Below are 24,618 nucleotides of genomic sequence, written 5' to 3' on the forward strand. Positions count from 1 at the left end.
CAGGAGTGCCGTGTGGTCTGGGAGGCCCGCGGTCTGGGCCATCCGGTGTTCGGAGCCGTTCGCGGCCCGGTTTGCCCTGGTCTGCGGCCTTCATGCCGCGGTGGCGGGCGTGTGGGAGCGCCCGCGGGCGTCCGGCAGGGGCGGCGCGCTCGGCGCCGCGGCGCGCGGGTCAGCCGCGCACCGGCACCTCGGGAGGGACGTGCTCGGGCCGGGCCACCGGGCGCAGCGGCACCACCTCGGCCGGCTCGTCCAGCACGAGCGGCCCCGCCACCGGGACCGCCCCGGCGGGGGCTGCCGCCACGAGCACCCGGCGGGCGAACACCAGACGGGAGCTCACGAGGTAGGACACGGCGGCGCTCACCACGGTCGCCAGCAGCACGCTGGCGGTCCCGGAGGTGCCGAGCAGGCGGTGCGCCACCCAGAAGGCGAGGGTGTTGGCGCCGAAGGCGACGAGCACCGAGGCGTTGAAGAGCAGCGCCCGCCGGGCGACGGCCCGCAGGGGCTCGGGCGCGCCCGACCGTCGAGAGGCCCACGTCCAGTGGTAGCTCACGAGGAAGTTGACCTGGGTGGCGACGACGAACGCCGTGGCGTTGGCCACCTCGGCGAGCACGTGACCCGACAGGAGCCGGAAGACCGCGAGGTGCAGCAGGGTCATCGCGACACCGGTGACGGCGAACCTCACCCGGTGGTCACGCACGATCGAGATCACTGCAGGTTCCCCTTCGCACGACGGACACCGGACGTGCCTCGTCGCACCACCGCTGCTCGAGCGGCAGACCGACGGTACGTCGTGGACGACCGGCCACCTAGCGGGATCGGCTCCACCCCCGGAAGAGGGACAGCCGAGGGAGTGACAGCGACCACGGTCGTCAACCCTGAGTGACCGCCTGTGCACTCGGAGCCACGTCCACGACGCTCGTCCGCCCCTGCACCCCAGGGCCTCACCGGAGGCTCCCGAAGACGATGACGTTGTCCTCGTAGTGGCCAGTGGCACTGTCGAACGCGCCACCGCAGGTCAGCAGCCTCAGCGCGGGTCCGGGTCGGGGTCCGTAGACCTCCTGCGTGGGGAAGTCGTCCTTGCTGACGCGCACGACGTCGTCCACCGAGTAGGCGACCGTGGTGCCGTCGTCCAGCAGCACGTCCACCTCGTCTCCCGGCACCAGCTCGTGGAGGCGGAAGAAGACCGCCGGGGCGCTGCGCGAGTCCACGTGGCCGGCGATGACGCTCGGCCCCGGCCGTCCCGGGACCGCGCTGGTGGTGAGCCACCCCGCGCTCTGCGCCTCTGAGAGGTCGGGGACCTGCAGGGCGCCGTCGGGGTCGATCCCCAGCGGCAGGAGCGCCGACTCGACGCCGATGCGCGGGACCGAGACCCGCACCGGGACGGGTGAGCGCTCCGAGGTCGCGGCGCCGGCACCGCCTGCGCCCTCGGCCAGCGACGGAGCGAACCCCTCGCGCACCGTCGCGGCGGCAGCGCGCTGGTCCGCCGCGGCAGACGCGGCAGGCGGCACGGCGGACGGTGCGGCGGACGGTGCGGCGGACGGTGCGGCGGACGGCTCCACGGCCAGCGCGCACGCCCCGAGGCCCAGGACCAGCGAGACGGCCCCCGCGGCGAGCGCCGCGAGCCCCAGCCGGCGCCTCACGGGCGCCCCTGGCGGCTCCGGGCCCGCACCAGGAGCAGCGCGGCCCCTGCCGCTGCGGCGGAGGCCGCACCCAGCAGGACGGCGACCGGCGCACGCCCCGGGGCCCCGCCCTCGACAGCGGCGGCCGCCCCGCCCTCGACAGCGGCGGCCGCCCCGCCCCCGCCGGTGGCCGCGCCGCCCGCGGGCAGCACGCCTCCGCCGCTGCCGCTGGCGTCGGCGACGGGGGTGACGGCCAGGGCGGACGCCCCGTCGCGGCCGTCGGTGACCGCGAGCGTGTACGTGCTGCCGGCCTTGAGGACCACGTCCGCGGTGCCGGCGGTGGAGGTGGCGCTGCCGCCGGCCACGGGCTGGGCGCGCAGCGTCCAGCGGCCGGCGGGCACGTCGGTGTAGCTGGTGGAGGCGGCGAAGGGAGCTCCGCGGACGATCGTGGGCCCGTCCACGGCGGAGACGTCGACGGCGGACGCGGAGCTGGCCGCCGAGAGCACCCGCACCCTGGCCTGACCGGCCGGCGGAGGCGTGAGGTCGTCCTCGAGGGGCACCAGGCGGGCGTCGGCGGCGGTCCCCAGCGCCACCACCGTGTAGGCGCGACCGGACTCGGCCTGCAGCGACGAGCTCAGCACGGGCGCGGCGCCGGAGGAGGCACCTGCGGGGCGGACCCCCACGTCGTAGGACCCGGCGGGCACCTGCGCGTAGTTGGACACGTCGCCGTAGCCGGCACCGTCGACCGTCACCCCACCCTGCCCGCCGCGCGGGGACAGGGCGATGTCCATCCGCGGCAGGTCCGGGACCAGGTGCGCCGCGCGCACCCAGGCCGGTCCCTGGACCGCGGGAGCACCCGGTCCGTCGGCCAGGGCCGCACCCGCGGGGAGGAGGAGGGAGGCGGCCACCAGGGCAGCCGCGGCAGCCGCTCCGCGGCGAAGGGGTCGTCGTGCGCGCATGGAGGCGGTTCGGAGCCGGCCCCCAGACAGATGGGAGGTTCCGGACATCTCCGGCCACAGCGCCCCAAAAGGGTTGCCCTGCGACAATCAGTGATCTACCAGAAGCGCAGCGTCACAACTTCCTGTCGAGCCACAGGAGCAGCCTCAAGCGCCAGGGATGGCCGGCGGGGACGAAGGCCGCGCAGGGGCAGCGGGTGCACCCGGCGCCCGTGTCGTCCCTGCCGTGCAGGACGCGCTCGTGCGAGCAGTCCCAGCAGGTCTCCTGCGGTCTGGTCCTCGCCACGGTCCATGGTCCCGCCGCGCCCACCGCGCGCGCAGCGATCCTTACCCGTCCGCCCCCCGGTGACCGGACGGACGCCCGGAGCGCCCTGGCGGTCTGGCGGTCTGTCGGCAAGCACCGCGGCGCGCGACCCGCGCCAAGTACCGTTCCCCCGTGCTCAAGCTCCCGCTGCTGCCGACCCTGGGCGCGGCCAAGCTCGCGGCCGGCCTGTCCCGCCTGTCCGGTCGAGGCGGCGGGGCGGCGCTGCCGGGTCTCATCGCCGAGAGGCTCCGTCCGACCCTCGCCGCCGACCTGGTCGCGCAGCTGCCGAAGGGCGTCGTCGTCGTCACCGGCACCAACGGCAAGACCACCACCACCAAGCTCATCGCCGAGGCGCTGACGGCCGCCGGCGAGGTGGTCCTCACCAACCGCAGCGGGTCGAACCTGCGCCGCGGGATCTGGTCCTCGCTCATCAAGGCCAGCTCGCTGACCGGCCGCATCGACGCGACGGTCGCGCTGTTCGAGGTGGACGAGGCCTCGCTGCGCCGCGTGGCGGCCGAGCTGGCCCCCCAGCACGTGGTGGTGCTCAACCTCTTCCGCGACCAGCTCGACAGGTACGGGGAGCTCACCTCCACGGCCGCGCTGCTGGCGGAGGGGATCTCGATGACCGAGGCGGACCTCTACCTCAACGCGGACGACCCGCTCGTCGCCTCCCTGGCGACGGCGAGGCGGGGCGCGGCCCGGGTGACCCACTTCGGGATGGGCGACGTCGACGTCGAGGCCGCGACCATCGAGTCGGTGGCCGACTCCGACCACTGCCCCGTCTGCGGCAGCCGACTGCAGTTCAGCCGGCTCTTCTACAGCCACCTCGGCCACTACCGCTGTCCCACCGGCGACTTCGAGCGGCCCGCGCCCGACGTCGTCGTCACGCGGGTGCGCGAGGCGACGAAGACCGGGACGGCGTTCACCGCCGAGGTCGACGGGCAGGCGCACGAGCTCGAGCTCCCGCTGGCCGGCACCTACAACCTCTACAACGGCCTCGCCGCGCTGGCCCTCGCCTCCGGGCTGGGGGTGGACGTCGAGACCGTCCGCACCACCCTCGGCGCGGCCCGCGCGGCGTTCGGGCGCGTCGAGCGGTTCGAGGTGGGCGACCGGACCGTCTACCTCCTGCTGGTGAAGAACCCGGCGGGGTTCGCGCAGTGCCTCGAGACGTTCGTGCTCGAGGACGTGCAGGCACCGGTCCTCATGGTCATCAACGACCGCCACGCCGACGGCCGGGACATCTCCTGGCTGTGGGACGTGCCGCTGGAGCACCTGGCCTCCGGCCGGCCCCCGGTCCTGACGTCCGGCGTCCGGGCGACCGACATGTCGCTGCGCCTGAAGTACGCCGGCGTCGCCTTCGACCAGCAGCCCGCGCTCACCCCCGCGGTCAGGGCGTTCCTCGACCAGGTCCCCGACGGGGGCACGGGGTACGTGCTGGCCAGCTACACGGCCATGCTCGAGGTCCGCGCCGAGTTCACCCGCTTCACCGACGTCGAGAAGGTCGAATCGTGAGCAGGCCCGTGGTCATCGCCCACCTCTACCCGCAGGAGCTGAGCACCTACGGCGACACGGGCAACATCCGCGCCCTCGTGCAGCGCCTGGCGTGGCGGGGGTTCGACGTGGAGGTCCGCCCGGTGGGCGTGGGAACACCGGTCGACCTGGCCGAGGTGGACCTCCTGTTCGGCGGCGGCGGCCAGGACTCCGGCCAGGCGGTGGTCTCGAAGGACCTGCTGCAGCGGGGACCGGCCATCCGGGAGGCAGCGCTCGAGGGCCTGCCGATGCTGCTGATCTGCGGCTCCTACCAGCTCTTCGGCAGGAGCTTCACCACGGTCACCGGCACCGAGCTGCCCGGGATCGGGGTGTTCGACTTGACCACCGTCGGCAGCGGCCAGCGGATGGTCGGCAACATCGTGCTCGAGACCGAGGACCTCGGCCGGGTGGTCGGGTTCGAGAACCACTCCGGCCGGACGCTGCTGGCCCCCGGCCAGCAGCCCCTGGGCAGGGTCACCAAGGGCTTCGGCAACGACGAGGACCGGCGGTTCGAGGGCGCGCGGACGGGCGCCTGCATCGGCACCTACCTCCACGGCCCGGTGCTCCCGAAGAACCCGCGCCTGGCGGACCACCTCCTCCTCGCGGCCCTGCGCCGCCGCCACGGCGTGCAGGAGCTGGCCCCGCTCGACGACGCGGTGGAGCTGGCGGCGTCCGCCACCGCGGCGAGCCGCCCCCAGTAGCCTCCCGGCGCTCAGCGGGACGGTCCCGGAGCGGTCACGCCCCGCCGGAGCGGCGCAGGGCCAGCGCCGCGCGGCTCGTGCCGTGGCCGAGGTTCCAGGACGCGTCGACGAGGGTCTGGCTCATGGCTGCGCCTCCTGCCGGTCGGTGGGCCAGGGGCCGACGAGGTGCACGCGGCCGCCGTCGTCGACGAGGCGGGCGGTGGCCCCCTGCCGCTCCAGCCAGGTGGGCGCCAGCGCGCCGAGGACCAGCGCCGCGGTGCTGAGCGCGTTCGCCTCCGCGCAGCAGGGCGCCACCACCGAGGCGGTGCGCCACACCGCGGCGGCGGGCAGGCCGGTCGCCGGGTCGAGCACGTGGTGGGCCGGGCCGTGGGCGGTGGCACCGAGGTCCAGCAGCACACCGGCCGGCAGCCACAGCAGCGCGCCGGTCCCGCGCGAGGTGTCCGGGAGGACGACGACGCCGCGCCACGCGGCCGGCGGTCGCGGGAGCGCGGCGGGGTCGGCGCCGGCGGTGGCGCGCACCGGGCGGACGGGCACCGGCCACGCCGCCGCGGGCGCGTCCGGGGTGCGGGAGCGCACGGCGTCGATGTCGTCGTCGTACCCGAGCTGCTCCAGGGAAGCTGCCCCGGGTCGGGTCGACGGCCCCGCCGGTGCGCTCCGCGGCGTCCAGGGCCACCTCGACGAGGTCGGCCAGCAGGGCGCTGAGGCGGACGGGGGTGCCAGCGGCGGCGGCGCGGGCCGCGAGGGCCACCTCGGAGTCGGGCCGGAACCGGCTCGCGGCGGCGTCGACGGCCGCCAGCTGCTCCTCCACGAGGGCTCGCGCCGCCGGGAGGGCGGCGGGGTCGGTGACCACCAGGCGCGTCGTGGTCGTCCACACCGACCACTCGTCGGCCACCGGGGCCCCGGTGCGCGGAGCGCGCTGCCCGCGCCACCCGGTCCGGCCGGACCGGGTGCGCGGCCGGTCAGGGACCGCGGTGCTCACGACCCGTTCGATCCGGCGTGGGCCGAGGAGCCGGTGCTGGTCGTGGCCGCCGCCGTCGTCGTCGAGGAGGACTCCGCCGCGGCGACCCCGGCGACGGCCACGGCGCCGACCAGGGCGGCTCCCGTGGCGACGACGACGGCCCCGGCCCGCCTCCTGCTCTTCTCGCGCTCACCGCTCACGTCGGCCACTCCCGCTCTCTGCTCTCGTCGGCCGCCGGTGGCGGCCACAGCAGCACGGTGCCCAGCGGCGGAGCCCCGGCGCTGGACGGTCGCTGTCCGGCCCCTGTGGACGGGAGCCGCGGAGAGGACCCGGTCACGAGGACTTGACCAGCCGGACACACGGGTGGAACATTCGGAATCGAAACTTCGAAGAAGAAGTTCTGAGCGCGGAGCACCGCCGGTCCGCGCCGACCGCCCCAGGAGGTCTCCGTGAGCAGAGCACCAGCGAAGCCCCGCCCGGCGTCCGCGACGCGCACCGCGACCCCCGCCTGCACCACCGACACCCGAGCTCCGGAGGCGCCCGTGGACCAGGACGACGTGACGGGCCTGCTGCGCCGCACCGCCGAGCACCTGGGGCACATGCTCGACGCGGCCTTCGACACCGTGGAGCTGGTGCGCCAGCGCACCGAGGCGGTGCTCGGCACCGACCGGGGGGCCACCACACGGCTCGCCCTCACCGCGCTGCACCCGCTCTTCCGCAGCGTCCTCGCGCACCAGCCCAACCCCCTGGAGGGCGTGGGCGTGGCCGTGGGGCCCGGCGCCCTGTCCGACACCGAGCGGTGGCTCGAGTGGTGGCGCCGCGGCCCGGACGGCGCGGCGTCGTTCACGCGACACGTCCTGGACCCGGGCGCCCTCGGGTTCTACGACTACCAGTCGCGCCCCTGGTTCCGCACGCCGCTGGAGGCGGGGCACGAGGTGGCCGTGGGCCCCTACCTCGACGCCGGGGGGTGCGACGTCTACACCACCACGCTCGCGACCCCGCTGGTGCTGGGCCCCGGTCAGGACCTGGTGGTGGGGGGCGACCTCGACATGGCCCGGCTGGAGGCGACCTTCCTGCGGGAGGTCGGACGGCGCCGCCCGGCCGTGGCGCTGCTGGCCGCCAGCGACCGCGTGGTGGTGTCCAACACCGCGCTCCTCACGTCGGGCTCGCGCGTCCCCGCGACCGTCAAGGAGGCCGTCCAGGCCGAGGTGGCGGTGCCCTCCCGCGTGCCGGGGCGCTCCTCGTGGCGCCTCGTGGCGCTGGAGCAGCAGCCGTGAGCAGCGCCCTGCGCGCGGTCGACGGCGCCCGGAGTCCCCTCGGCGCCGCGCCGCTGGTGCTCGTCACCGCCATCGGTGACGCCACCGGGGGCGCGGCGGGCCGGGCCGAGCAGGTGGCCGCGCAGCTGGAGACCGCCGTCTCGGTGGGCCTGGTCGGCGCCGGCGTGCGCCTGCCCCCCGAGCGGGAGCTCGCAGAGCAGCTCGGCGTCACCGTGCTGCAGCTGCGGCAGGCGCTGGCCATCCTGCGCGACCGCGGCCTCATCACCACGCGGCGCGGCAACGGCGGTGGCAGCTTCGTCACGGACGCCTCGGTGGTCTCCCCGGACGAGGTCAGCCAGCGTCTGCGCCGCCTGAGCACGGAGTGGCTGCGCGACCTCGGAGACCTGTCGTCGAGCATCACCTCCTCCGCGTGCCGGTTGGCCGCCGAGCGCGCTGACGAGCCGGACGTCGAGCACCTGCGAGAGCTGGCCGCGGCGTTCGAGCAGGCCACCACCACCCAGCAGCTGCGCCTCGCGGACAGCAGGCTGCACGTCGCCCTGGGAGGAGCGGCGCAGTCGCTGCGGCTGACCGCGGCCAGCGTGCAGGTCCGGGGGGAGATCGCCCCGCTGCTGTGGCACGAGGTGGACGGCGAGCTGCCGACCGCCGCGCTGACCGAGCAGCACGCCGAGCTCGTGGCGGCCATCGCCGCCGGCGACGCCGAGCGGGCCCGCCGCCTCGGGCAGCTGCACGCCGAGCACGAGGTCCGGCACGTCATCGAGGCGCACCTCGCCGAGGTGCTCACCGAGGTGACCTCCGCGAGCGGCTGAGGCCGCCGCACCACCGCCAGCACCACCCCACACCACTCCTCACCACCCCACACCGGCCAGCACCACCTCGGCCCCGTCACGAGGCCGACGCGCTCCACGACCCTGCGGCACCCCCGTCGCAGGGCCAGCCGCTGCAACCCCCGGAGGCACCCATGGGCAAGCACTACGACTACGTGATCGTGGGAGGCGGCTCTGCCGGCTGCGCCCTCGCCAACCGCCTCAGCGCCGACCCCTCCACCTCCGTGCTGGTGCTCGAGGCGGGCCGCAGCGACTTCTCGCTGGACCCGCTGGTGCACATGCCGGCGGCGCTGCCGTTCCCCATCGGCAACCGCTTCTACGACTGGAAGTACGAGTCCGAGCCGGAGCCCCACATGGGCGGCCGCCGCGTCTACCACGCGCGCGGCAAGGTGCTCGGCGGCTCCAGCAGCATCAACGGGATGATCTTCCAGCGGGGCAACCCGCTCGACTACGAGCGGTGGGCCTCCGACCCCGGCATGGAGACCTGGGACTACGCCCACGTGCTGCCCTACTTCAAGCGCATGGAGAACTGCCTGGCCGGCGCGGACGCCTGGCGCGGCGGCTCCGGACCGCTGGAGCTGGAGCGCGGTCCGGCCAACACCCCCCTGTTCGGCGCGTTCTTCGAGGCGGTGCAGCAGGCCGGGCACCCGCTCACCGACGACGTCAACGGCTACCGCCAGGAGGGCTTCGCGCCCTTCGACAGGAACGTGCGCCACGGCAAGCGCCTCAGCGCCGCCCGCGCCTACCTGCACCCGGTGATGGACCGCAAGAACCTCACCGTGCACACGCTGTCCACGGTGACCGGCGTCCGCATGCAGGGCGCCCGCGCGGTGGGCGTGGACTACCTGCGCGGCGGCAAGCTCAAGCGCAGCGTCGACGCCGGTGAGGTCATCCTCTGCGGCGGCGCGTTCGGCACCCCCCAGCTGCTGCAGCTGGCGGGGATCGGCGACGCCTCCGACCTGGGCGCCCTGGGCATCCGCAGCGCCGTCGACCTGCCCGGCGTGGGCCAGAACCTCCAGGACCACCTCGAGGTGTACGTCCAGTACGCCTGCAAGCAGCCCGTCTCCCTGGGGCCGTGGCTGAGCAAGGTGCGGGCCCCGCGCATCGGCGCCGAGTGGCTCTTCTTCAAGAGCGGCGTGGGTGCCTCCAACCACTTCGAGGCCGGCGGGTTCATCCGCAGCAACGACCGCGTCGACTACCCCAACCTCATGTTCCACTTCCTGCCCGTCGCGGTGCGCTACGACGGGTCGAAGCCCGCGTCGGTGCACGGCTACCAGGTGCACATCGGCCCGATGTACTCCGACGTCCGCGGCAGCCTGAAGATCAAGAGCACGAACCCGCTGGAGCACCCGGCCATCCGGTTCAACTACCTGTCCACCGAGAACGACCGCCGCGAGTGGATCGAGATGGTCCGCGCCGCCCGCACCATCCTCGAGCAGCCGGCGTTCGCCGCCTTCAGCGACGGGGAGATCTCCCCCGGACCCTCGGTGGAGACCGACCAGGAGATCCTCGACTGGGTCGCCAAGGACGCCGAGACGGCGCTGCACCCCTCGTGCACCGCCAAGATGGGCACCGGCCCCGACAGCGTGGTGGACCCGCTGACCATGAAGGTGCACGGCACCGAGGGCCTGCGGGTGGTGGACGCCTCGGCGATGCCGTACGTCACCAACGGCAACATCTACGCGCCGATCATGATGATGGCCGAGAAGGCCGCCGACCTCATCGCCGGCAACACCCCGCTGCCCGCCCTGCACGTGCCGTTCTACCGCCACCGCGACGGCATGCCGCTGTACCCCGAGGGCGACCCGCGCAACAGCACGCCCACCGCCCAGCCCACCGCCCTGCAGACGGCGCTGGAGGTCTGAGCCGTGCCCGACCTGTTCATCGACGGCTCCTGGAGGTCGTCCTCCGACGGCGGCACGCGCGACGTCGTCGACCCCGCCACCGGGCGGGCGTTCACGGCGGTGGACGAGGCGACGGCCTCCGACGCGGAGGCGGCGGTCGCCGCGGCGCGGCGCGCCTTCGACGAGGGCTCCTGGGCCGCCACGCCCGTGGACGACCGCTCCAAGGTGCTCCGCCGCACCGCCGAGCTGCTCGAGCGCGACAAGGAGGAGATCGCGCGCACCGAGACCCTCGACACCGGCAAGACGCTGGCGGAGAGCCGGATCGACGTCGACGACGTCGCGGCGGTGTTCCGCTACTACGCCGACGAGGTGCTGCGCGAGGTCGACAGGAGCGTCGACGTGGGCCGGGAGGACGTCGTCAGCCGCGTCGTGCACGCGCCCATCGGGGTGTGCTCGCTCATCGCGCCGTGGAACTACCCGCTCCTGCAGATCGCGTGGAAGGTGGCCCCGGCGCTGGGGGCCGGCAACACCACCGTCCTCAAGCCCAGCGAGGTCACCCCGCTCACCACCGTCCACCTGGTCCGTCTGCTGGCGGAGGCGGGCGTGCCCGACGGGGTGGTGAACCTCGTGCTGGGCGGCGGCCCCGTGGTGGGCCCGGCGCTGACCGAGCACGACGACGTCGACCTGGTCTCCTTCACCGGCGGCCTGGCCACCGGCCAGCGGATCCTGCGCGCGGGGGCGGAGTCGATCAAGCGGGTCACGGTGGAGCTGGGCGGCAAGAACCCGCACGTCGTCTTCGCCGACGCCGACCTCGCCACCGCCGTCGACCTCGTCCTCACCGGCGCCTTCCTGCACTCCGGGCAGGTCTGCTCCGCCGGCACCCGGCTCATCGTCGAGGAGTCGGTCGCCGACGCGCTCGTCGAGGGCGTCGTCGACCGGGCACGGCGGATCCGGGTGGGCAGCGGCCTGGACCCGGCCAGCGAGACCGGGCCGCTGGTCTCGGCGGCGCACCGCGAGAAGGTCGAGGCGTACGTCGCGCTCGGGAGGTCCGAGGGGGCGCGCCTGCTCACCGGCGGGAAGCGGCCCGAGGCCGACCACCTGCGGGACGGCTTCTTCTTCGAGCCGACCGTCTTCGACGGCTGCGACAGGTCGATGCGGCTGGTGCAGGAGGAGACCTTCGGCCCCATCCTCACCGTCGAGCGCTTCCGCACCGAGGCCGAGGCGGTCGCGCTCGCCAACGACACCGCGTACGGCCTGGCCGGCGGGGTGCAGACCGCCGACGTCGAGCGCGGCGAGCGCGTCGCCGCGGCGCTGCGCCACGGCACGGTGTGGATCAACGACTTCGGCCCCTACGTGCCGCAGGCCGAGTGGGGAGGCTGGGGCCGTTCCGGCAACGGCCGCGAGCTCGGTCCCGAGGGCCTGGCCGAGTACCGCCAGAGCAAGCACGTCTGGCGCAACACCGCTCCCCGTCCCGCCGGCTGGTTCGCCGGCTGACCAGACCTGCGCGGGGCCGGTTCCCCCACCCGGCCCCGCGCAGCTCCACCGCTCCACCCGCCCCACCCGCTTCCCCAGCACCGCTCCCCCCACCCACATCCCGCCGGATCAGGACGACCGGCGCCGGAGGACCTCAGGAGGTCCCGGTGAGCACCACACGCGGAGAACGCACCAGCCAACCGGTCACCAGCGGCGGCGTCGCACGAGCCGATGACCACGGGCTCGACGAGTACGGCTACACCCCCAAGCTCGAGCGCAGCATCGGCTCCTTCGCCAGCTTCGCCGCGGGCGTCAGCTACATCTCCATCCTCACGGGCACGTTCCAGCTCTTCTACTTCGGCTACGGCACGGCCGGCCCCGCCTACCTGTGGTCCTGGCCGATCGTCTTCGTGGGCCAGCTCTTGGTGGCGCTGGTCTTCGCCGAGCTCTCCAGCCGCTTCGCCGTGGCGGGGTCGCTCTACAACTGGACCAAGCAGCTCGCCTCGCCCACGGTCGCCTGGATCGCCGGGTGGACGATGCTCATCGCGTCGATCGTCACGCTCTCGGCCGTGGTGCTGGCGTTCCAGCTGACGCTGCCGCAGCTGTGGTCGGGCTTCCAGTTCGTCGGCTCGGCGGACGACCCGGTCGCCTACGCCCTCAACGCCGTCATCCTCGGCGGCGTGGTCATCGTCTTCACCACCGTGGTCAACGCCTTCGGCGTGAAGCTCATGAGCCGCATCAACTCCGCGGGCGTGTTCATCGAGCTCATCGCCGCCGTCGCGATCATCGTGCTGCTGGCGCTGCACGTGAAGCGCGGCCCGGGCGTCGTCCTCGAGACCCGCGGCGTGGGCCTGGACCACCCGGGCGGCTACTTCGGCGCCTTCCTCGTCGCCGCGCTGGCCTCCGGCTACGTCATGTACGGCTTCGACACCGCCAGCTCCCTCGGGGAGGAGACCAAGGACCCGCGCCGCACCGCGCCGCGGGCCGTGCTGCGCGCCGTCGTCGCCTCGTTCGTGCTCGGCGGGCTGATCCTCCTGTTCGCCCTCATGTCCGCGCCCGACCTCGACGACCCGCTCATCGGCGACCCGGCCGGCGGCCTGCAGCACCTGGTGCTGGCCACGGTGGGCAGCGGCTTCGGCGTGCCGTTCCTCGTGTGCGTCGTCGTCGCGGTCCTGGTCTGCTCCCTGGCCGTCCACACGGCCACGGTGCGCATGGCGTTCGCCATGGCCCGCGACAACAACCTGCCGTTCGCGGAGAAGCTCGCGCACATCAGCCCGCGGTTCAAGACGCCCGTGCTGCCCGCGGTGGTGGTCGGGGTGCTCGCGCTGGTGGTGCTCGTGGTCAACGTGGGCCAGCCGCAGATCTTCACCGTCATCACCAGCCTCGCCGTCGGCATGATCTACCTGGCCTACCTCGTGGTGACGGTCTCCCTCCTGGTCGCGCGGCTGAAGGGCCGCTGGCCCCGGCCGCTGCCCGACGGCAGCGCCGCGCCGTTCTCCCTGGGCCGCTGGGGCCTGCCCGTCAACGTGCTGGCGGTCCTGTGGGGCGTGGCGATGATGACCAACCTGCTGTGGCCTCGCCGGGAGGTCTACAACGCCACCGAGCCGTACCACTGGTACCTGCAGTACGGCGCGGTGCTGTTCATCGTGGTGGTGGTCGGCGGCGGCGCGCTGTACTACCGCGCGCGGCTGCGGCACCGCTCCGGCGTGCTCGCCAGCCACGCCTCTACCTCCGCGGACGCCAGCTGACCTGACGGCCCCGGGCCGGACGACGCCGTCAGGCGCCGTCCGGCCCGGGGCCGCGGCCTGGTACTCCTGGGTCCTTCGCAAGACCCAGGAGAGGGGGCGGCCGTGCCGACCCAGCAGCAGCGCCAGCGCGTGGCCGTGGTGACGGGAGCGGGCAGCCCGGAGGGCATCGGCTTCGCCGCCGCCCGGCTGCTCGCCGCCGACCACGCCGTGGTGGTGGCCTCCACCACGGACCGCATCCACGAGCGGGCGTCCGAGCTCGAGGCGGCGGGAGGGCGGGCCGTCGGCTTCGTCGGTGACCTCACCCACCCCGGTGCCGCGCAGCGCCTCGCGGACCTGGCGGCAGGGACCTTCGGGGGCCTGGACGTGCTGGTGAACAACGCCGGGATGCTCGCCGTGTCGGGTTCGGAGCGCGCGGCCCCGGTCGCGTCCACCACCGACGCGGACTGGCGCGCCGGCATCGCGCGCAACCTCGACACCACCTTCTACGTGACCCGCGCGGCGCTGGCGCTGCTGCCCGACGGCACGGGGCGCATCGTCAACGTGGCGTCGGTGTCGGGTCCGGTCATGGCCTACGGCGACGACGCCGCCTACCACGCGGCCAAGGCCGCGGTGGTGGGCCTGACCCGGTCCCTCGCCGTCGACCTGGGACCGCGGGGCATCACGTGCAACGCGGTGGCGCCGGGGTGGATCGCGACCGCGTCCGCCACGCCGCAGGAGCTGGCGGCGGGCCGCGCCACCCCCACCGGGCGCTCCGGCACCCCCGACGAGGTGGCGGCGGTGGTGGCGTTCCTCGCCTCAGCCGGGGCCTCCTACGTCACCGGCCAGGTGCTGGTGGTGGACGGCGGCAACTCCATCGCCGAGGAGCGCGGCCGCTCCTGACCGGCTCTCCCCCCAGCCGAGCGCCCGGCTGCGGCGGAGGTGGGCGGGGCGTCAGGAGGCGCCGGTGCGCTCGTAGCGCTGGCGCAGCAGGCGCTTGGGCACCTTGCCGCTGGCGGTGCGGGGCAGCTCGTCGACGACGTCGAGGGTGCGCGGCACCTTGTAGCGGGCCAGCGACAGCGACAGCCGCTCGACCACGGCCTCCGCGTCGAGCGACACCCCGGGCGCCAGCGTGACGACGGCGTGGGGCACCTCGCCCCACCGCTCGTCGGCCAGCCCGATGACGGCGGCGCCGGTGACGCCGGGGATCGTGAGGAGCGCGTTCTCCACCTCGGCGGGGTACACGTTCTCCCCGCCGGAGATGATCATGTCCTTGATGCGGTCGGCGATGACGAGGAAGCCGTCCTGGTCGAGCAGGCCGACGTCGCCGGTGCGCAGCCACCCGTCCGGGGTGCGCGCGGCAGCGGTGGCGGCCGGGTCACCCCAGTACTCCAGGAACGTGTTCGGACCGCAGGCCTCCACCTCCCCCGCGACACCCGTCCCGGCGAGCTCACCGCTGGCGGTGTCGCGGATGCGCACCCGCGTGAAGAAGTGCGCCAGCCCGGCCGAGCGCGGGTGCGCGGCGGTGTGCTGCGGCGGCAGCAGCGTGATGCCCGGGGACGCCTCGGTCATGCCGTAGCCGCCGGAGAAGCGCAGGCCGCGGGCCTCGTAGGCCTCCCGGACCCGGTCCGGCACCGGGGAGCCCCCGCAGGTCATGAGCCGCAGCGAGGACAGGTCGGTGTCCGCCCAGGCCGGGTGCTCGGCCATGAGCTGGAAGGTGGTGGGGACGCCGCTGACCGACGTCGCCCGCAGCCCCTCGACGGCGGCCAGCGCCTCGCCCGCCACGAACCGCTCCTGCAGCAGCACCGTCGCCCCCTTGAGCAGCACGGGCAGGCACCCCATGCCGAGCGAGGCGACGTGGAACAGCGGCGAGACCATGAGCGCACGGTCGGCGCTGGTGACGTCGTAGTCGACGAGCACGTTGAGGGCGTTCCAGGTGAGGTTGCCGTGCGTGAGCACGGCGCCCTTGGGCCGCCCGGTGGTGCCAGAGGTGTAGACGATGAGCGCCGGGTCGTCCAGGGAGACGTCGGGCAGGTCGGTCAGCGGCAGCGCGCCGAGCAGCGCCTCGAAGCCGCCGCCGTCATCGCCGTCACCGGCGCTGGCACCGCCGTCCCCCACGCGCACGCGCAGCACCGGGTGCTCCGCCAGGGCCGCGGCGACGTCCGCCCGCTCCGCCAGTGCGGGCGTGCTGATGAGCACGCGCGCCCCGCAGTCGGCGAGCTGGTAGGCGAGCTCAGCGGGCGCGAGCCGGGTGTTGAGCGCCACGAACACCGCCCCCAGGCGCGCGGAGGCGAACATGGCCTCCACGAAGGAGGGGTGGTTGTCGCCGAGGTAGGCCACGCGGTCAGCGCGGGCGACACCGCGGGCGCGCAGACCCGCGGCGATGCGGTCCACCCTGTCGGCGAGCTGGTCGTAGGTGAGCTCGGTGCCGTCGAAGACCAGGGCCGGATGGCCCGCTGACTTCACGGCGCGCAGGCGGAACCAGCTGCCGATCCCCTGCCCTTCGACCTGCCCTTCGACCTGCCCCTCGACCTGATCCTCGACCACGTCGTCGTCCTCCGCCTCGTCGCGGTGCTGCTGGTGGGTGGCGCCTGCGGCTCAGCCGTAGACGCGGGAGAGGAACTCGACCACGATCGCGGGGCGCTCGCTGCCCTCGAGCTCCAGGACGCCGGAGACCGCCAGCTGCAGGCCGCCCTTCACCTCGGTGACCGAGGTCAGCGTGGCGACCAGCCGGACGCGCGCGCCGGCCTTCACCGGCGCGGTGAACCGGACCTTGTCGAGGCCGTAGTTCACCAGCGTGGTGGCGTTGGTGACCTCGAGCAGCTGCGACCACAGCGGGATGAACAGCGACAGCGTGAGGAAGCCGTGGGCGATGGGGGCGCCGAAGGGGCCGGTGGCGGCGCGCTCGGGGTCGACGTGGATCCACTGGTGGTCGTCGGTGGCGTCCGCGAAGGTGTCGATCTTCTCCTGGGTGACGGTGAGCCACGCGGAGGTGCCGATCTCGGTGCCGGCGAGCCCGGGCAGCTCGGCGAGGGTGGTGGTGCGTGCGGCCATGGGGAGCTCCTGGTGCTGGGCGGGGACGGGGTCAGGTCAGGCCGAGCAGGCGGACGGCGTTGTCCTTGACGATCTTCTGGCGGACCGGGCCGTCGATGCCCAGGCCCTCGAAGTCGCGCATCCACCGGTCGGGCGTGATGAGGGGGAAGTCCGAGCCGAAGAGCACCTTGTCCTGCAGGACGGTGCGGGCAGCCCGCACGAGCTGCTCGGGGAAGTACTTCGGGGACCAGCCCGACAGGTCGATGAAGACGTTCGGCTTGTGCGTGGCGATGGAGATCGCCTCGTCCTGCCACGGCACCGACGGGTGCGCGAGGATGATCCGCAGGTCGGGGAAGTCCGCGGCGACGTCGTCCACCAGCATCGGGTTGGAGTAGCGCAGCCTCAGCCCTCCCCCGCCGGGCAGCCCCGCGCCGATGCCCGTCTGGCCCGAGTGGACCAGCACCGGCACGCCGAGCTCGGAGATCGCGGCCCACAGGGGGCGCAGGTCGGGGTCGCTCGGGTCGAAGCCCTGCAGGGTCGGGTGCAGCTTGAAGCCCCGGGCCCCGTGCTCGCGCACGAAGCTCCGCGCCTGCGCGACGGCCGTGGCCCCGCGGCGGGGGTCCACCGAGGCGAAGGGGATGAGGACGTCGGCGTGGTCGGCCGCCCGGTCGAGCAGCTCCGCTACCGGCACCCCGACCCGGCCCAGCTGCGTGCGCGCGTCGACGGTGAAGACCACGGCCGCGGTGCGCCGCTCGCGGTAGTGCTGGGCGATGGCGCCCAGGTCCCGGCCGACGCCGTCGCTGCGGAAGTACCTCGCCGCCGCGGCGGCGAACTCGTCCGGGAGGGCGGTCTCGCCGTGGCAGCCCTCCTCGACGTGCACGTGGACGTCGACGGCGTCGATCGCGTCGACGTCGATGCGTCCGGCGCCGGGGGTGCTCACGACGCCTGCGTGCTGCGGTCGAGCTCGGCGGGCAGCGCGGGGAACCGCTCGCCGACGGACTGGAGGTCCTCGCGGATCCGCGCCGCCGCCACCTCGCTGATCGCGTCGGCGCTCCAGCCGCCGTCCTGCTCCAGCGACAGCACGGGCTCCGGGTGGCTCCACAGCTGCAGGCGGTCGCCGCCCACCCCGATGACCTGCCCGTTGATGCCTGCGGCCTGCTCCGAGGCGAGGTAGACGACCACGCCCGCGACGTCGTCGGTGGTGCCGAAGCCGAGGCCCTTGCGGTAGAAGTCGGGCATCGGCTGCCCGGCGTCCTCGGCCTCGATGGCGGCCGCGAAGTACGGGACGGTCCGGGTCATCGCGGTGGCGGCGACCGGCACGACGGCGTTGACGGTGGTGCCGGAGCGACCCATCTCCAGGGCCCAGGTGCGGACCATGCCGACGATGCCGGCCTTGGCGGCGGCGTAGTTGGTCTGCCCGAAGGTGCCGCGCTGGCCGGTGGGCGAGCCGATGGTGACGATGCGGCCGGCGGTGCCGGTCTCCTTGAAGTGCGTCCACGCGGAGCGCACGCAGGTGAACGTGCCGCGCAGGTGGACGCCGATGACGGTGTCGAAGTCGTCGTCGGTCATCTTCAGCAGTGACCTGTCGCGCAGCACTCCCGCGTTGGTGACGAGCGCGTCGAGGCGCCCGAAGGTCTCCACGGCGACCTCGACCAGCTGCTGCGCGGTCTCGGAGGGTCCCACGGGGGCGACGACGACGGCGGCGCGCCCACCCGCGTCGCGGATCTCCGCAGCGGTGCGCTCGGCGGCGTCGGCGCTGACGTCGTTGACGACCACGGCGGCGCCGGCGGCGGCCAGGGCCCTGGCGTAGCCGGCGCCGAGGCCGGCGCCGCTGCCGGTGACGATCGCCACGCGGTCGGTGAGGGAGATGGTCACGTCGTCCTCCGCACGTCGGTGTGCCGGTCGCCCGGTGTCCTCGAACAGTAGGGGTATTCGTTGAGAATCTCAACGGTTTTCGTGCCGGAGGCGACAGGGCAGGATCGCGGGGTGGCCGAGGAGACGACCCCAGCGGTGCCGGCGGACCTGGCGGCGCGCTTCGCCAGCGCGTCCCTGGCCGAAGACGTCGAGTTCCTCGCCGTCAAAGCGTTCGCCGCCGGCACCCGGCGGCTCAACCAGGCGCTGCGTCCCCTGGACCTGCGCGCGCGCTCGTACGCCGTGCTGTCCGCGGCCTGCGAGGCGGAGCCGCTCACCCAGCGCGAGCTGGCGACCCTGCTGGAGCTCGACCCCAGCCAGGTCGTGGCGCTCGTCGACGAGCTGGAGGGCCGCGGGCTGGTCACCCGCGAGACGGACGAGCGCGACCGCCGGCGCCGCCTCGTGCGCGCTTCCGCCGAGGGCCGGGAGGTGCACCGGCGGGCCGCCGGCCTCGCCGCGACCTCGGAGCAGGAGGCGCTGGCGCCCCTGTCCGCCGGTGAGCGCGAGACCCTGCGCGCTCTGCTGCGCACCCTGGTCTTCGGGTCGCAGGCCGTGGGTGGTCCCCGGACGTGAGTCCGGGTGGTCGCGACGAGCGGCCCTCCCGTGCTCGGCGGCTGTCCCTCGCCGCAGGGCGCACGGCCGGCCGTCAGACCGCGGTGGCCTTCGCGACGTGGCGGGCGATGACCTCGTACGTCTCCAGGCCCCGCACGTCGTCGGCCATGTCGTAGGCGTGGTCAGCACCGGGCACCTCGACCAGCTCCGCCAGCGCGCCGACGCGGTCGAGCCGAGCGGCGTAGCGGAGGTCCTCGGCGTGCAGGACGTCGTGGGCGCAAGCGATGACCAGCGCGGGGGCGATGCCGGTGAGGTCCTCGACGTCGCCCGCGGCCGCGGGTGAGACGAGCGGGTCGCTGCGGCGGGAGGCGTCGGGCACGTAGGCGGAGTCGAAGACCTCCCCCATCCACGGGGTGAGCACCGGCCTGGCGAGCGGGCTGTGCTTGGCGGTGACGGGGACGGTGAGGTCGAGCGGCGGGTAGTGCAGCACCTGCAGCAGCAGGCGCGGGCCGCCGTCGCGCAGCGCTGTGCGGGCCACCGCGGCGGCGATCGCACCACCCGCGCTCTGCCCCCCGACCGTCAGCCGCGAGCCGTCCCAGCCGTGCTCGCCGCCGTGCTCAGCCACCCAGCGCACCACCTCGGCGGCCTGGCGCACCGGCGCGGGGAAGGGGTGCTGCGGGGCGACGGCGTAGTCGACGTCCACCACCACCGCGCCGGCCCGGACGGCCACCACGCGGCACAGCGCGTCGTCGCCGTGGTCCTGCCCGAGGATGTACCCGCCGCCGTGGAAGTTGACGTGCACGGGCGCGTCCGGCCCGGTGCCCGCCGCGCGGTGCACCACCACCGGTGCCGGGGGTGAGCTCGGGACCACGAGCTCGGTGCGCTCGGTGGCGAACTGCGGCAGCCGGTCGCGGGGATCGGCCCCGCCGGTCTGCTTGGCGAGCAGCTTGGGCAGCACGGTCTGCAGGCCGCGCGCGGCGATGCGTGCGACGGCCGGGTGGGACAGCAGGGTCATCGGGGGCTCCGGGTGGGCTCGGGTGCGGGGACGGGGGCGGCGCCGCCCTGGTGCAGGTGCAGGGCGCGGTAGCGGCGCGGTGGCATGCCGAACTGCTGGGTGAAGGCCCTGCTGAAGGCGGACGGCTCGCGGAAGCCCCAGCGCGCGGCGATGGCGCCGATGGCCGTCCCCTGCTCGCGGGGGTCGAGCAGCGTGTTGCGGATGCGCTCCAGCCGGCGCTGGCGCACCAGCGCCGACACCGTGGTGCCGTTGAGCGAGAAGACCCGTCGCACCGTGCGCGAGGAGACGAAGCTGCCGGCGGCCACCCGCTCGGTGGTGAGGTCGTCGTCGGCGAGGTGGCCGTCGATCCACACCACGATCCGGTGGAACTGCGACATCGCCTCCGCCGTGCCCGGCTCGCGGGCGTCGGCGATGACGGCGTGCGCCGCGGCCACGAGGGCGTCGGCGGCGTGCGCGCGGGCGGGCAGGCTGGGCAGGTACCCGGGGTCGGCGAGCACCGTGAGCAGGCTGCGCAGCAGCGGTGCGGACGGCAGGTCGTTGAGGTCCGTGGCCAGCACGTCGGTGAACAAGCCGTGCCGCAGCACGAGGGCGGAGGTGGGGATGCGCACCACGAGGAAGCGGTGGGCCGCCGCCGAGCGGATCCGGTAGCGCTGCGCCGCCGTGTAGAAGACGAAGTCGCCCCGCTGCAGGTCGACCCGGCGTCCCTCCTGGTCGATGCTCAGCTCGCCGGACTCGAGGTAGCCGAGCAGCACGCCGCGCCAGGCGCGGGCGGTGGGGAAGGGCTCGACGTCCACCTCGTCGCCCTCCACCACGGCGCACTCGACCGTGTCGAGCTCGAGGCGGCGGGAGATGCGCGGCGCCGGCCCGCTCGAGCGCACGACGATCGCGTCGGAGGTGTCCTGCGGACGGGTGGCGTCGTCGTCGGCGCGCAGCCACGCGAAGAGCAGCGTCTCGTGGGGAGCCTCGCGGGAGGCGCGCTCTGCGCCGTCGTCCGCGGGCGGCTCAGGCAGCGGCACGCCGGCTCCCCCGACCTGGCCGGGCGCGGCGCGGGCCGCTGCGGGCGCGCGCCAGCCGGGCGAACCCGACGGCGAGCAGCAGGGCTGCGCCGTTGAAGACCGGGCTCACCCACGCCGGTGCTCCCACCAGTGCCAGACCGCTCACGATCACCGCCACGAAGAGGATGCCCACCACCGTGCCCGGCACCGACGGCCGGCCCACGTCCACCACGATGGTGCCGAGCAGCACCGCCGTCAGCGCCGGGAACAGCATGGACATGCCGCTGTCGGAGGTGGCGGCGCCCTGCCGGGCCAGCAGGAGCACCCCGCCGACGGCGGCCACGGTGCCCGACCCCACGAAGGCGAGCAGCTGCGTGCGGCGCACGTCCACGCCCAGCAGCTGGGTGGCGCGGGCGTTGGAACCCACCGCGTACAGGCGCCGGCCGAAGGCGGTGCGCGCCGTGAGCAGCCACACCGCCAGCGCCACCGCCGAGGCGACCACGGCGATGACCGGCACGCCGAGCACCTGCGAGGACCCGATGGCGGTCAGCTGCTGCGGGATGCCGCTGGTGATCTGCAGGCCCCCGGTGTAGGCGAAGATCGCGCCCCCGAGCAGCGTGGCCGCGCCCAGGGTGGAGATGAACGGGTTGATCTCGAGGTAGGCCACGAGCCAGCCGAGCAGCGCGCCGACCAGCGCCCCGAAGGCCACCGCCGCGAGCACGCCCACCACCAGCGGCAGGCCGTGCTGCGCCGTCAGCGCCGCGGTGACCAGCGAGGACGACGCCGCGACCGCGCCCACGGAGAAGTCGAAGTGCCCCGCGGCCAGCGGCAGCAGCAGGGCCAGGGCCACGACGAGCCCGACGCCCTGGTTGGCGGCGATCGCCCGGGCGTTGCCCGCGCTGCGGAAGGCCTCGCCCGACTCCGGCAGCACGCTGAACACCACGGCCATGAGCACCACGAGCAGCAGGAGGCCGTACCGCTCCCCCACCCGCCGCAGGCTGCCGCGGCCGGCCGGGGGACTCACCCGCGCGGCAGCCGCGGGGCGGGCCGGCGACCGGGGCTCGGTGCGCGGCGAGGGGTCGGTGGTGGTCATGCTGCTGCCTCGCTCCGGTGGGTGGTCGCCTGCATGTGGACGGTGATGGCCTGCCGCGTGACGGCCTCTCCGGTGAGCTCGGCGACCACGTGGCCGTCGGCCAGCACGACCACGCGGTCGCTGAGGCTCTCGAGCTCCTCGAGGTCGCTGGAGACGACGACGACGGCCGCGCCGCCGGCGGCGGCCTCGCGCACGAGCCGGTGGACCTCCTCGCGGGCCACCGCGTCGACCCCCTGGGAGGGCTCGTCGAGCAGGAGCACCCGCGGCCCGGTGGACAGCCAGCGGGCCATGACCACCTTCTGCTGGTTTCCCCCCGACAGGGCCCCCAGCGGGGCGTGCACCGACGGGGTGCGCACGAGGAACCGGCGGGCGAGCGCACCGGCGGCCGACCGCTCGGCGCCTCCCGAGCTGACCGCCGGCCGCCCCGCCAGCAGGCGGCGTGCGCCGAGGTTCTCCCAGACCGGCCGGTCGAGGAAGGCGGCCTCGCGCAGCCGGTCCTCGGGGACCAGCGCGAGGCCCGCCCGGACCGCGTCGCGCGGGGAGCGCACCTGCAGCGGGCGGCCGTCGAGGGCCACCTGCCCGGTGGCGGGCAGGTCTCCGAAGACCGCCCGCAGCAGAGACGTCCGGCCCGAGCCGGCGAGGCCGCCGACGCCGACCACCTCCCCGGCGCGCGCCTGCAGGTCCACCCCGCGCAGCGGTCCCGCCACGAGGCCGCGCACCTCCAGGCGGACCGCGCCGGGGCCGGTCACCGGCCCGGCACCCCTCGCAGCGGCCGGGGCGGCGGCGCGGGCGTGCCCCGTCATGGCCTCGACCACCCGCGCCTCGTCGAAGCCCGCCGCCGGGCCCTCGTCGGCCACCCGGCCGTCGCGCAGCACCGTCACGTGGTCGGCGACGGCGGTGACCTCGCTGAGGCGGTGGCTCACGAAGACCACGGCGTGCCCGGCGTCGCGCAGCGCGGTCATGGACGCCAGCAGCCTGTCGACCTCGTCGACGGGCAGGCTCGCGGTCGGCTCGTCGAGCACGAGCGCCAGCGGGCCGCCGTCGTCGTCCTGCCCCTGCCATCCGCTCCCCGCGCCGTGCAGCGCCCGCGCGACGGCCACCAGCGCGCGCTCACTGGGCCGCAGCGCGCCCGCCGGGGTGTCCGGGTGCAGGTCGAGGCCGGAGTCGGCCAGCGCCCGCGCGGTCCGCTCCCGCAGCCGGGGCGCGCTGACCAGCCCGGAGCGACCGCGGGGGAACCCGGCGGCCAGGCCGAAGTTCTCCGCGATGGAGAGCTGGTCGACCAGGGCGAGGTCCTGGTGCACGAAGCGCAGGCCGCCGGCGGCGGCGAGCGCCGGAGAGTGGGCCTCGCTGGGGTGCTCCGCGCCGCCGACGGTGATCGTGCCGCCGGGGTCGGGGACGACGACTCCGGCGACCATCTTCAGCAGCGTCGACTTGCCGGAGCCGTTGCCGCCGAGCAGGGCGTGCACCTGGCCGGGGAGCACCCGCAGGTCGACGTCGTCGACGACGCGCGTGGCGTACGTCTTGGACAGGTGGCGGACCTCGACCAGCGGCGCCGACACCTCCCCGCGAGGGGCGGCCATCAGGCGGCCGCCTTCCACAGCTGGGTGTAGGTGGCGCGGTAGTCGAGGTCGCCCTCGTAGGCGCTGCCGGCGGCGGGGAGGTTCCGCTCGGCGTCGATGATCTGCGAGCCGACGCCGTCGGTGACGCCCGGCTGGCCGTCGAAGGCGCGGTTGAGCTGGTCGACGGCGGCCCAGGCGGCGCGCCCGTTGGAGAAGCCGACGCAGGCCTGGGCGCCGCCGCCGGCGCGGATGTAGTCGAGCGTCTCCTGCACGCACTCCCCGCCCAGCACCACGCGGCCGCTCGAGGGGTTCTGCTGCAGCGACTGCTGCACGCCGGCGGAGAGCATGAAGTCGAGGTCGGTCACCACGACGTTCGCGTCCGGCGCCTTGAGCAGCGCGCTGTCGAACTTCTGGCGCAGCTGGCCGATCTCGGAGGGGGTGATGGCCACGGTGCCGACCACGCTGCAGCCGGGGCACTGCGCCGCGAGCTCCTCGGTGAAGCCCTTGGACAGGTACTCGCCGATGGAGACGCCCTTGAACGCGACGTGGAGCACCTTGGCGGAGCCACCGGTCTTCGCGATGACCCAGTCGGCGCGGAGCCTCCCGGCCTTCTCGTAGAAGTCGCCGGTGCCCGTGACGCCGTCGGTGTAGCCGAGCTTCGCGTCGAACTGCGGCGCGCCGCCGCCCTGCGTGGGGTCGTCGCAGTCGAAGGACGCCACCCCGGTCACCTTGACGCCGCCGCGGCGGGCCTCGGCGAGGGCCTCGGAGACGGGGGCGCAGTCGACGCCGGCGAGCAGGATCGCGTCGGCACCGGCCGCGGTGGCCTGGCGGACGCAGGTCGACCACTGCGCGGGGTTGTTCTGCCCGTCGCAGACGGTGGCCTTCCACCCGATCGCGGCGGCTGCGGCCTGCGCCTCGGAGGCGATCTTGGCCAGGCCCGAGACCTGCTGGAAGGCGGACACCACCCACAGGTCGTGGCCGGGCGAGACCGCGGGCGAGCTGGTGGGCGGGGCGGTCGAGAGGCCCTGGTACCCGGCCGCGACGGCGTCGGTGACGGCTGCGGGCACCGCGGCGCTGCTGGCGCCGGACCCTCCGGTCGCCGAGGTGGCCCCGGTGGCGGAGGAGCAGGCCGCCAGCACGAGGGCGGCGGCGGTGGCCGCGGCGGCCACCAGGAGCGCGCGGGCGGCGGCCGGCCGGTGGGTCGCGGCCGGCCGGCGGGCGGGGTGGGGACTGGTCATCACACGACTCCT

The 24,618-nt window shown here is 75.0% G+C and carries 23 protein-coding genes and 1 pseudogene; 9 read left to right on the plus strand and 15 right to left on the minus strand.

The window, feature by feature from the left end:
• Positions 1-169 precede the first annotated feature (169 nt).
• From H7K62_RS13025 to H7K62_RS13035, 3 genes are all read right to left on the minus strand, one after another.
• Entirely contained in the window at positions 170-709 is a 540-nt protein-coding gene (locus H7K62_RS13025; protein ID WP_186718884.1) for a GtrA family protein, read from the minus strand.
• A 232-nt stretch (positions 710-941) separates the two neighbouring features.
• Positions 942-1,640: a class F sortase gene (locus H7K62_RS13030; protein WP_222437556.1), complete on the minus strand. Its 699-nt coding sequence runs from the start codon at positions 1,638-1,640 to the stop codon at positions 942-944.
• Positions 1,637-2,527, minus strand: coding sequence for a DUF4397 domain-containing protein (locus tag H7K62_RS13035; RefSeq protein WP_186718886.1), 891 nt, complete (start codon positions 2,525-2,527; stop codon positions 1,637-1,639). The genes H7K62_RS13030 and H7K62_RS13035 overlap by 4 nt, the downstream gene beginning before the upstream one ends.
• Positions 2,528-3,011: 484 nt before the next feature.
• Between H7K62_RS13035 and H7K62_RS13040 the strand changes: the two genes are divergently transcribed.
• The gene (locus H7K62_RS13040) at positions 3,012-4,391 is read left to right on the plus strand and encodes a Mur ligase family protein (protein ID WP_186718888.1); all 1,380 of its coding nucleotides are present in this window, start codon (positions 3,012-3,014) and stop codon (positions 4,389-4,391) included.
• The gene (locus H7K62_RS13045; protein ID WP_186718890.1) at positions 4,388-5,110 is read left to right on the plus strand and encodes a type 1 glutamine amidotransferase; all 723 of its coding nucleotides are present in this window, start codon (positions 4,388-4,390) and stop codon (positions 5,108-5,110) included. The genes H7K62_RS13040 and H7K62_RS13045 overlap by 4 nt, the downstream gene beginning before the upstream one ends.
• Positions 5,111-5,230: 120 nt before the next feature.
• Here the strand turns inward: H7K62_RS13045 and H7K62_RS23940 are convergent, their stop codons facing one another.
• The 3 genes and pseudogenes from H7K62_RS23940 to H7K62_RS13055 form a co-directional block, all read right to left on the minus strand.
• Complete coding sequence (locus H7K62_RS23940; protein ID WP_222437557.1) at positions 5,231-5,686, minus strand: FAD:protein FMN transferase; 456 nt, start codon at positions 5,684-5,686, stop codon at positions 5,231-5,233.
• 85 nt (positions 5,687-5,771) lie between these two features.
• Positions 5,772-6,089: pseudogene (locus tag H7K62_RS23945) on the minus strand (hypothetical protein); the annotation flags it as partial.
• Positions 6,086-6,316 carry a hypothetical protein gene (locus H7K62_RS13055; protein ID WP_186718891.1) on the minus strand — a complete coding sequence of 77 codons (231 nt, stop codon included), beginning with the start codon at positions 6,314-6,316 and terminating at the stop codon, positions 6,086-6,088. The gene H7K62_RS13055 and the pseudogene H7K62_RS23945, both read right to left, overlap by 4 nt.
• A gap of 201 nt (positions 6,317-6,517) precedes the next feature.
• Between H7K62_RS13055 and H7K62_RS23950 the strand changes: the two genes are divergently transcribed.
• The 6 genes from H7K62_RS23950 (at position 6,518) to H7K62_RS13085 (ending at position 14,113) form a co-directional block, all read left to right on the plus strand.
• The gene (locus H7K62_RS23950; RefSeq protein ID WP_186718892.1) at positions 6,518-7,345 is read left to right on the plus strand and encodes a cache domain-containing protein; all 828 of its coding nucleotides are present in this window, start codon (positions 6,518-6,520) and stop codon (positions 7,343-7,345) included.
• Positions 7,342-8,151: a FadR/GntR family transcriptional regulator gene (locus H7K62_RS23955; RefSeq protein WP_186718893.1), complete on the plus strand. Its 810-nt coding sequence runs from the start codon at positions 7,342-7,344 to the stop codon at positions 8,149-8,151. Before H7K62_RS23950 ends, H7K62_RS23955 begins: the two co-directional genes overlap by 4 nt.
• 152 nt (positions 8,152-8,303) lie before the next feature.
• A complete protein-coding gene (betA, locus tag H7K62_RS13070; protein WP_186718896.1) occupies positions 8,304-10,034 on the plus strand; it encodes a choline dehydrogenase in 1,731 nt (576 codons plus the stop codon).
• Positions 10,035-10,037: 3 nt separating this feature from the next.
• Positions 10,038-11,507 (plus strand): aldehyde dehydrogenase family protein, encoded by a 1,470-nt coding sequence (locus H7K62_RS13075; RefSeq protein WP_186718897.1) that lies wholly within the window; start codon positions 10,038-10,040, stop codon positions 11,505-11,507.
• 146 nt (positions 11,508-11,653) lie between these two features.
• Positions 11,654-13,234 carry an APC family permease gene (locus tag H7K62_RS13080; protein ID WP_186718898.1) on the plus strand — a complete coding sequence of 527 codons (1,581 nt, stop codon included), beginning with the start codon at positions 11,654-11,656 and terminating at the stop codon, positions 13,232-13,234.
• A 66-nt stretch (positions 13,235-13,300) separates the two neighbouring features.
• Positions 13,301-14,113, plus strand: a complete 813-nt coding sequence (locus H7K62_RS13085) for an SDR family NAD(P)-dependent oxidoreductase (protein ID WP_255480331.1) — start codon at positions 13,301-13,303, stop codon at positions 14,111-14,113.
• A gap of 51 nt (positions 14,114-14,164) precedes the next feature.
• Here the strand turns inward: H7K62_RS13085 and H7K62_RS13090 are convergent, their stop codons facing one another.
• From H7K62_RS13090 to H7K62_RS13105, 4 genes are read right to left on the minus strand one after another with little or no spacing between them, the layout of a single operon-like run.
• Positions 14,165-15,757, minus strand: a complete 1,593-nt coding sequence (locus H7K62_RS13090) for an acyl-CoA synthetase (protein WP_186718900.1) — start codon at positions 15,755-15,757, stop codon at positions 14,165-14,167.
• 51 nt (positions 15,758-15,808) lie between these two features.
• The gene (locus H7K62_RS13095; RefSeq protein ID WP_186718903.1) at positions 15,809-16,264 is read right to left on the minus strand and encodes a MaoC family dehydratase; all 456 of its coding nucleotides are present in this window, start codon (positions 16,262-16,264) and stop codon (positions 15,809-15,811) included.
• Positions 16,265-16,295: 31 nt separating this feature from the next.
• The gene (locus H7K62_RS13100; RefSeq protein ID WP_186719223.1) at positions 16,296-17,159 is read right to left on the minus strand and encodes an amidohydrolase family protein; all 864 of its coding nucleotides are present in this window, start codon (positions 17,157-17,159) and stop codon (positions 16,296-16,298) included.
• A 20-nt stretch (positions 17,160-17,179) separates the two neighbouring features.
• Entirely contained in the window at positions 17,180-18,112 is a 933-nt protein-coding gene (locus tag H7K62_RS13105) for an SDR family oxidoreductase (protein ID WP_186719225.1), read from the minus strand.
• Positions 18,113-18,229: 117 nt separating this feature from the next.
• Here H7K62_RS13105 and H7K62_RS13110 point away from each other — a divergent pair, with 117 nt between their 5' ends.
• Positions 18,230-18,727 carry a MarR family winged helix-turn-helix transcriptional regulator gene (locus H7K62_RS13110; RefSeq protein ID WP_186718906.1) on the plus strand — a complete coding sequence of 166 codons (498 nt, stop codon included), beginning with the start codon at positions 18,230-18,232 and terminating at the stop codon, positions 18,725-18,727.
• A gap of 73 nt (positions 18,728-18,800) precedes the next feature.
• On the opposite strand, the gene H7K62_RS13115 is transcribed toward H7K62_RS13110, so the two are convergent.
• The 5 genes from H7K62_RS13115 to H7K62_RS13135 are packed head-to-tail and all read right to left on the minus strand — an operon-like array spanning position 18,801 to position 24,606.
• Complete coding sequence (locus tag H7K62_RS13115; protein WP_186718909.1) at positions 18,801-19,721, minus strand: alpha/beta hydrolase fold domain-containing protein; 921 nt, start codon at positions 19,719-19,721, stop codon at positions 18,801-18,803.
• Positions 19,718-20,737: an AraC family transcriptional regulator gene (locus H7K62_RS13120; RefSeq protein WP_186718910.1), complete on the minus strand. Its 1,020-nt coding sequence runs from the start codon at positions 20,735-20,737 to the stop codon at positions 19,718-19,720. The genes H7K62_RS13115 and H7K62_RS13120 overlap by 4 nt, the downstream gene beginning before the upstream one ends.
• Positions 20,724-21,809, minus strand: coding sequence for an ABC transporter permease (locus tag H7K62_RS13125; RefSeq protein ID WP_186718911.1), 1,086 nt, complete (start codon positions 21,807-21,809; stop codon positions 20,724-20,726). Before H7K62_RS13125 ends, H7K62_RS13120 begins: the two co-directional genes overlap by 14 nt.
• On the minus strand, positions 21,806-23,389 hold the full coding sequence (locus H7K62_RS13130) for a sugar ABC transporter ATP-binding protein (RefSeq protein ID WP_186718912.1): 1,584 nt from the start codon (positions 23,387-23,389) through the stop codon (positions 21,806-21,808). The genes H7K62_RS13125 and H7K62_RS13130 overlap by 4 nt, the downstream gene beginning before the upstream one ends.
• Positions 23,389-24,606 carry a sugar ABC transporter substrate-binding protein gene (locus H7K62_RS13135; protein WP_186718913.1) on the minus strand — a complete coding sequence of 406 codons (1,218 nt, stop codon included), beginning with the start codon at positions 24,604-24,606 and terminating at the stop codon, positions 23,389-23,391. The genes H7K62_RS13130 and H7K62_RS13135 overlap by 1 nt, the downstream gene beginning before the upstream one ends.
• Positions 24,607-24,618 lie beyond the last annotated feature (12 nt).

Origin of the sequence: Quadrisphaera sp. RL12-1S (assembly GCF_014270065.1) — a bacterium.
In the GTDB taxonomy this organism is placed as follows: Bacteria; Actinomycetota; Actinomycetes; order Actinomycetales; family Quadrisphaeraceae; genus Quadrisphaera.

Coding starts and splice junctions, on each gene's coding strand:
- betA (WP_186718896.1), top strand. CDS start 8,304: ATGGGCAAGCACTACGACTACGTGATCGTGGGAGGCGGCTCTGCCGGC.
- H7K62_RS13095 (WP_186718903.1), bottom strand. CDS start 16,264: ATGGCCGCACGCACCACCACCCTCGCCGAGCTGCCCGGGCTCGCCGGC.
- H7K62_RS13115 (WP_186718909.1), bottom strand. CDS start 19,721: ATGACCCTGCTGTCCCACCCGGCCGTCGCACGCATCGCCGCGCGCGGC.
- H7K62_RS13125 (WP_186718911.1), bottom strand. CDS start 21,809: ATGACCACCACCGACCCCTCGCCGCGCACCGAGCCCCGGTCGCCGGCC.
- H7K62_RS13130 (WP_186718912.1), bottom strand. CDS start 23,389: ATGGCCGCCCCTCGCGGGGAGGTGTCGGCGCCGCTGGTCGAGGTCCGC.
- H7K62_RS13135 (WP_186718913.1), bottom strand. CDS start 24,606: ATGACCAGTCCCCACCCCGCCCGCCGGCCGGCCGCGACCCACCGGCCG.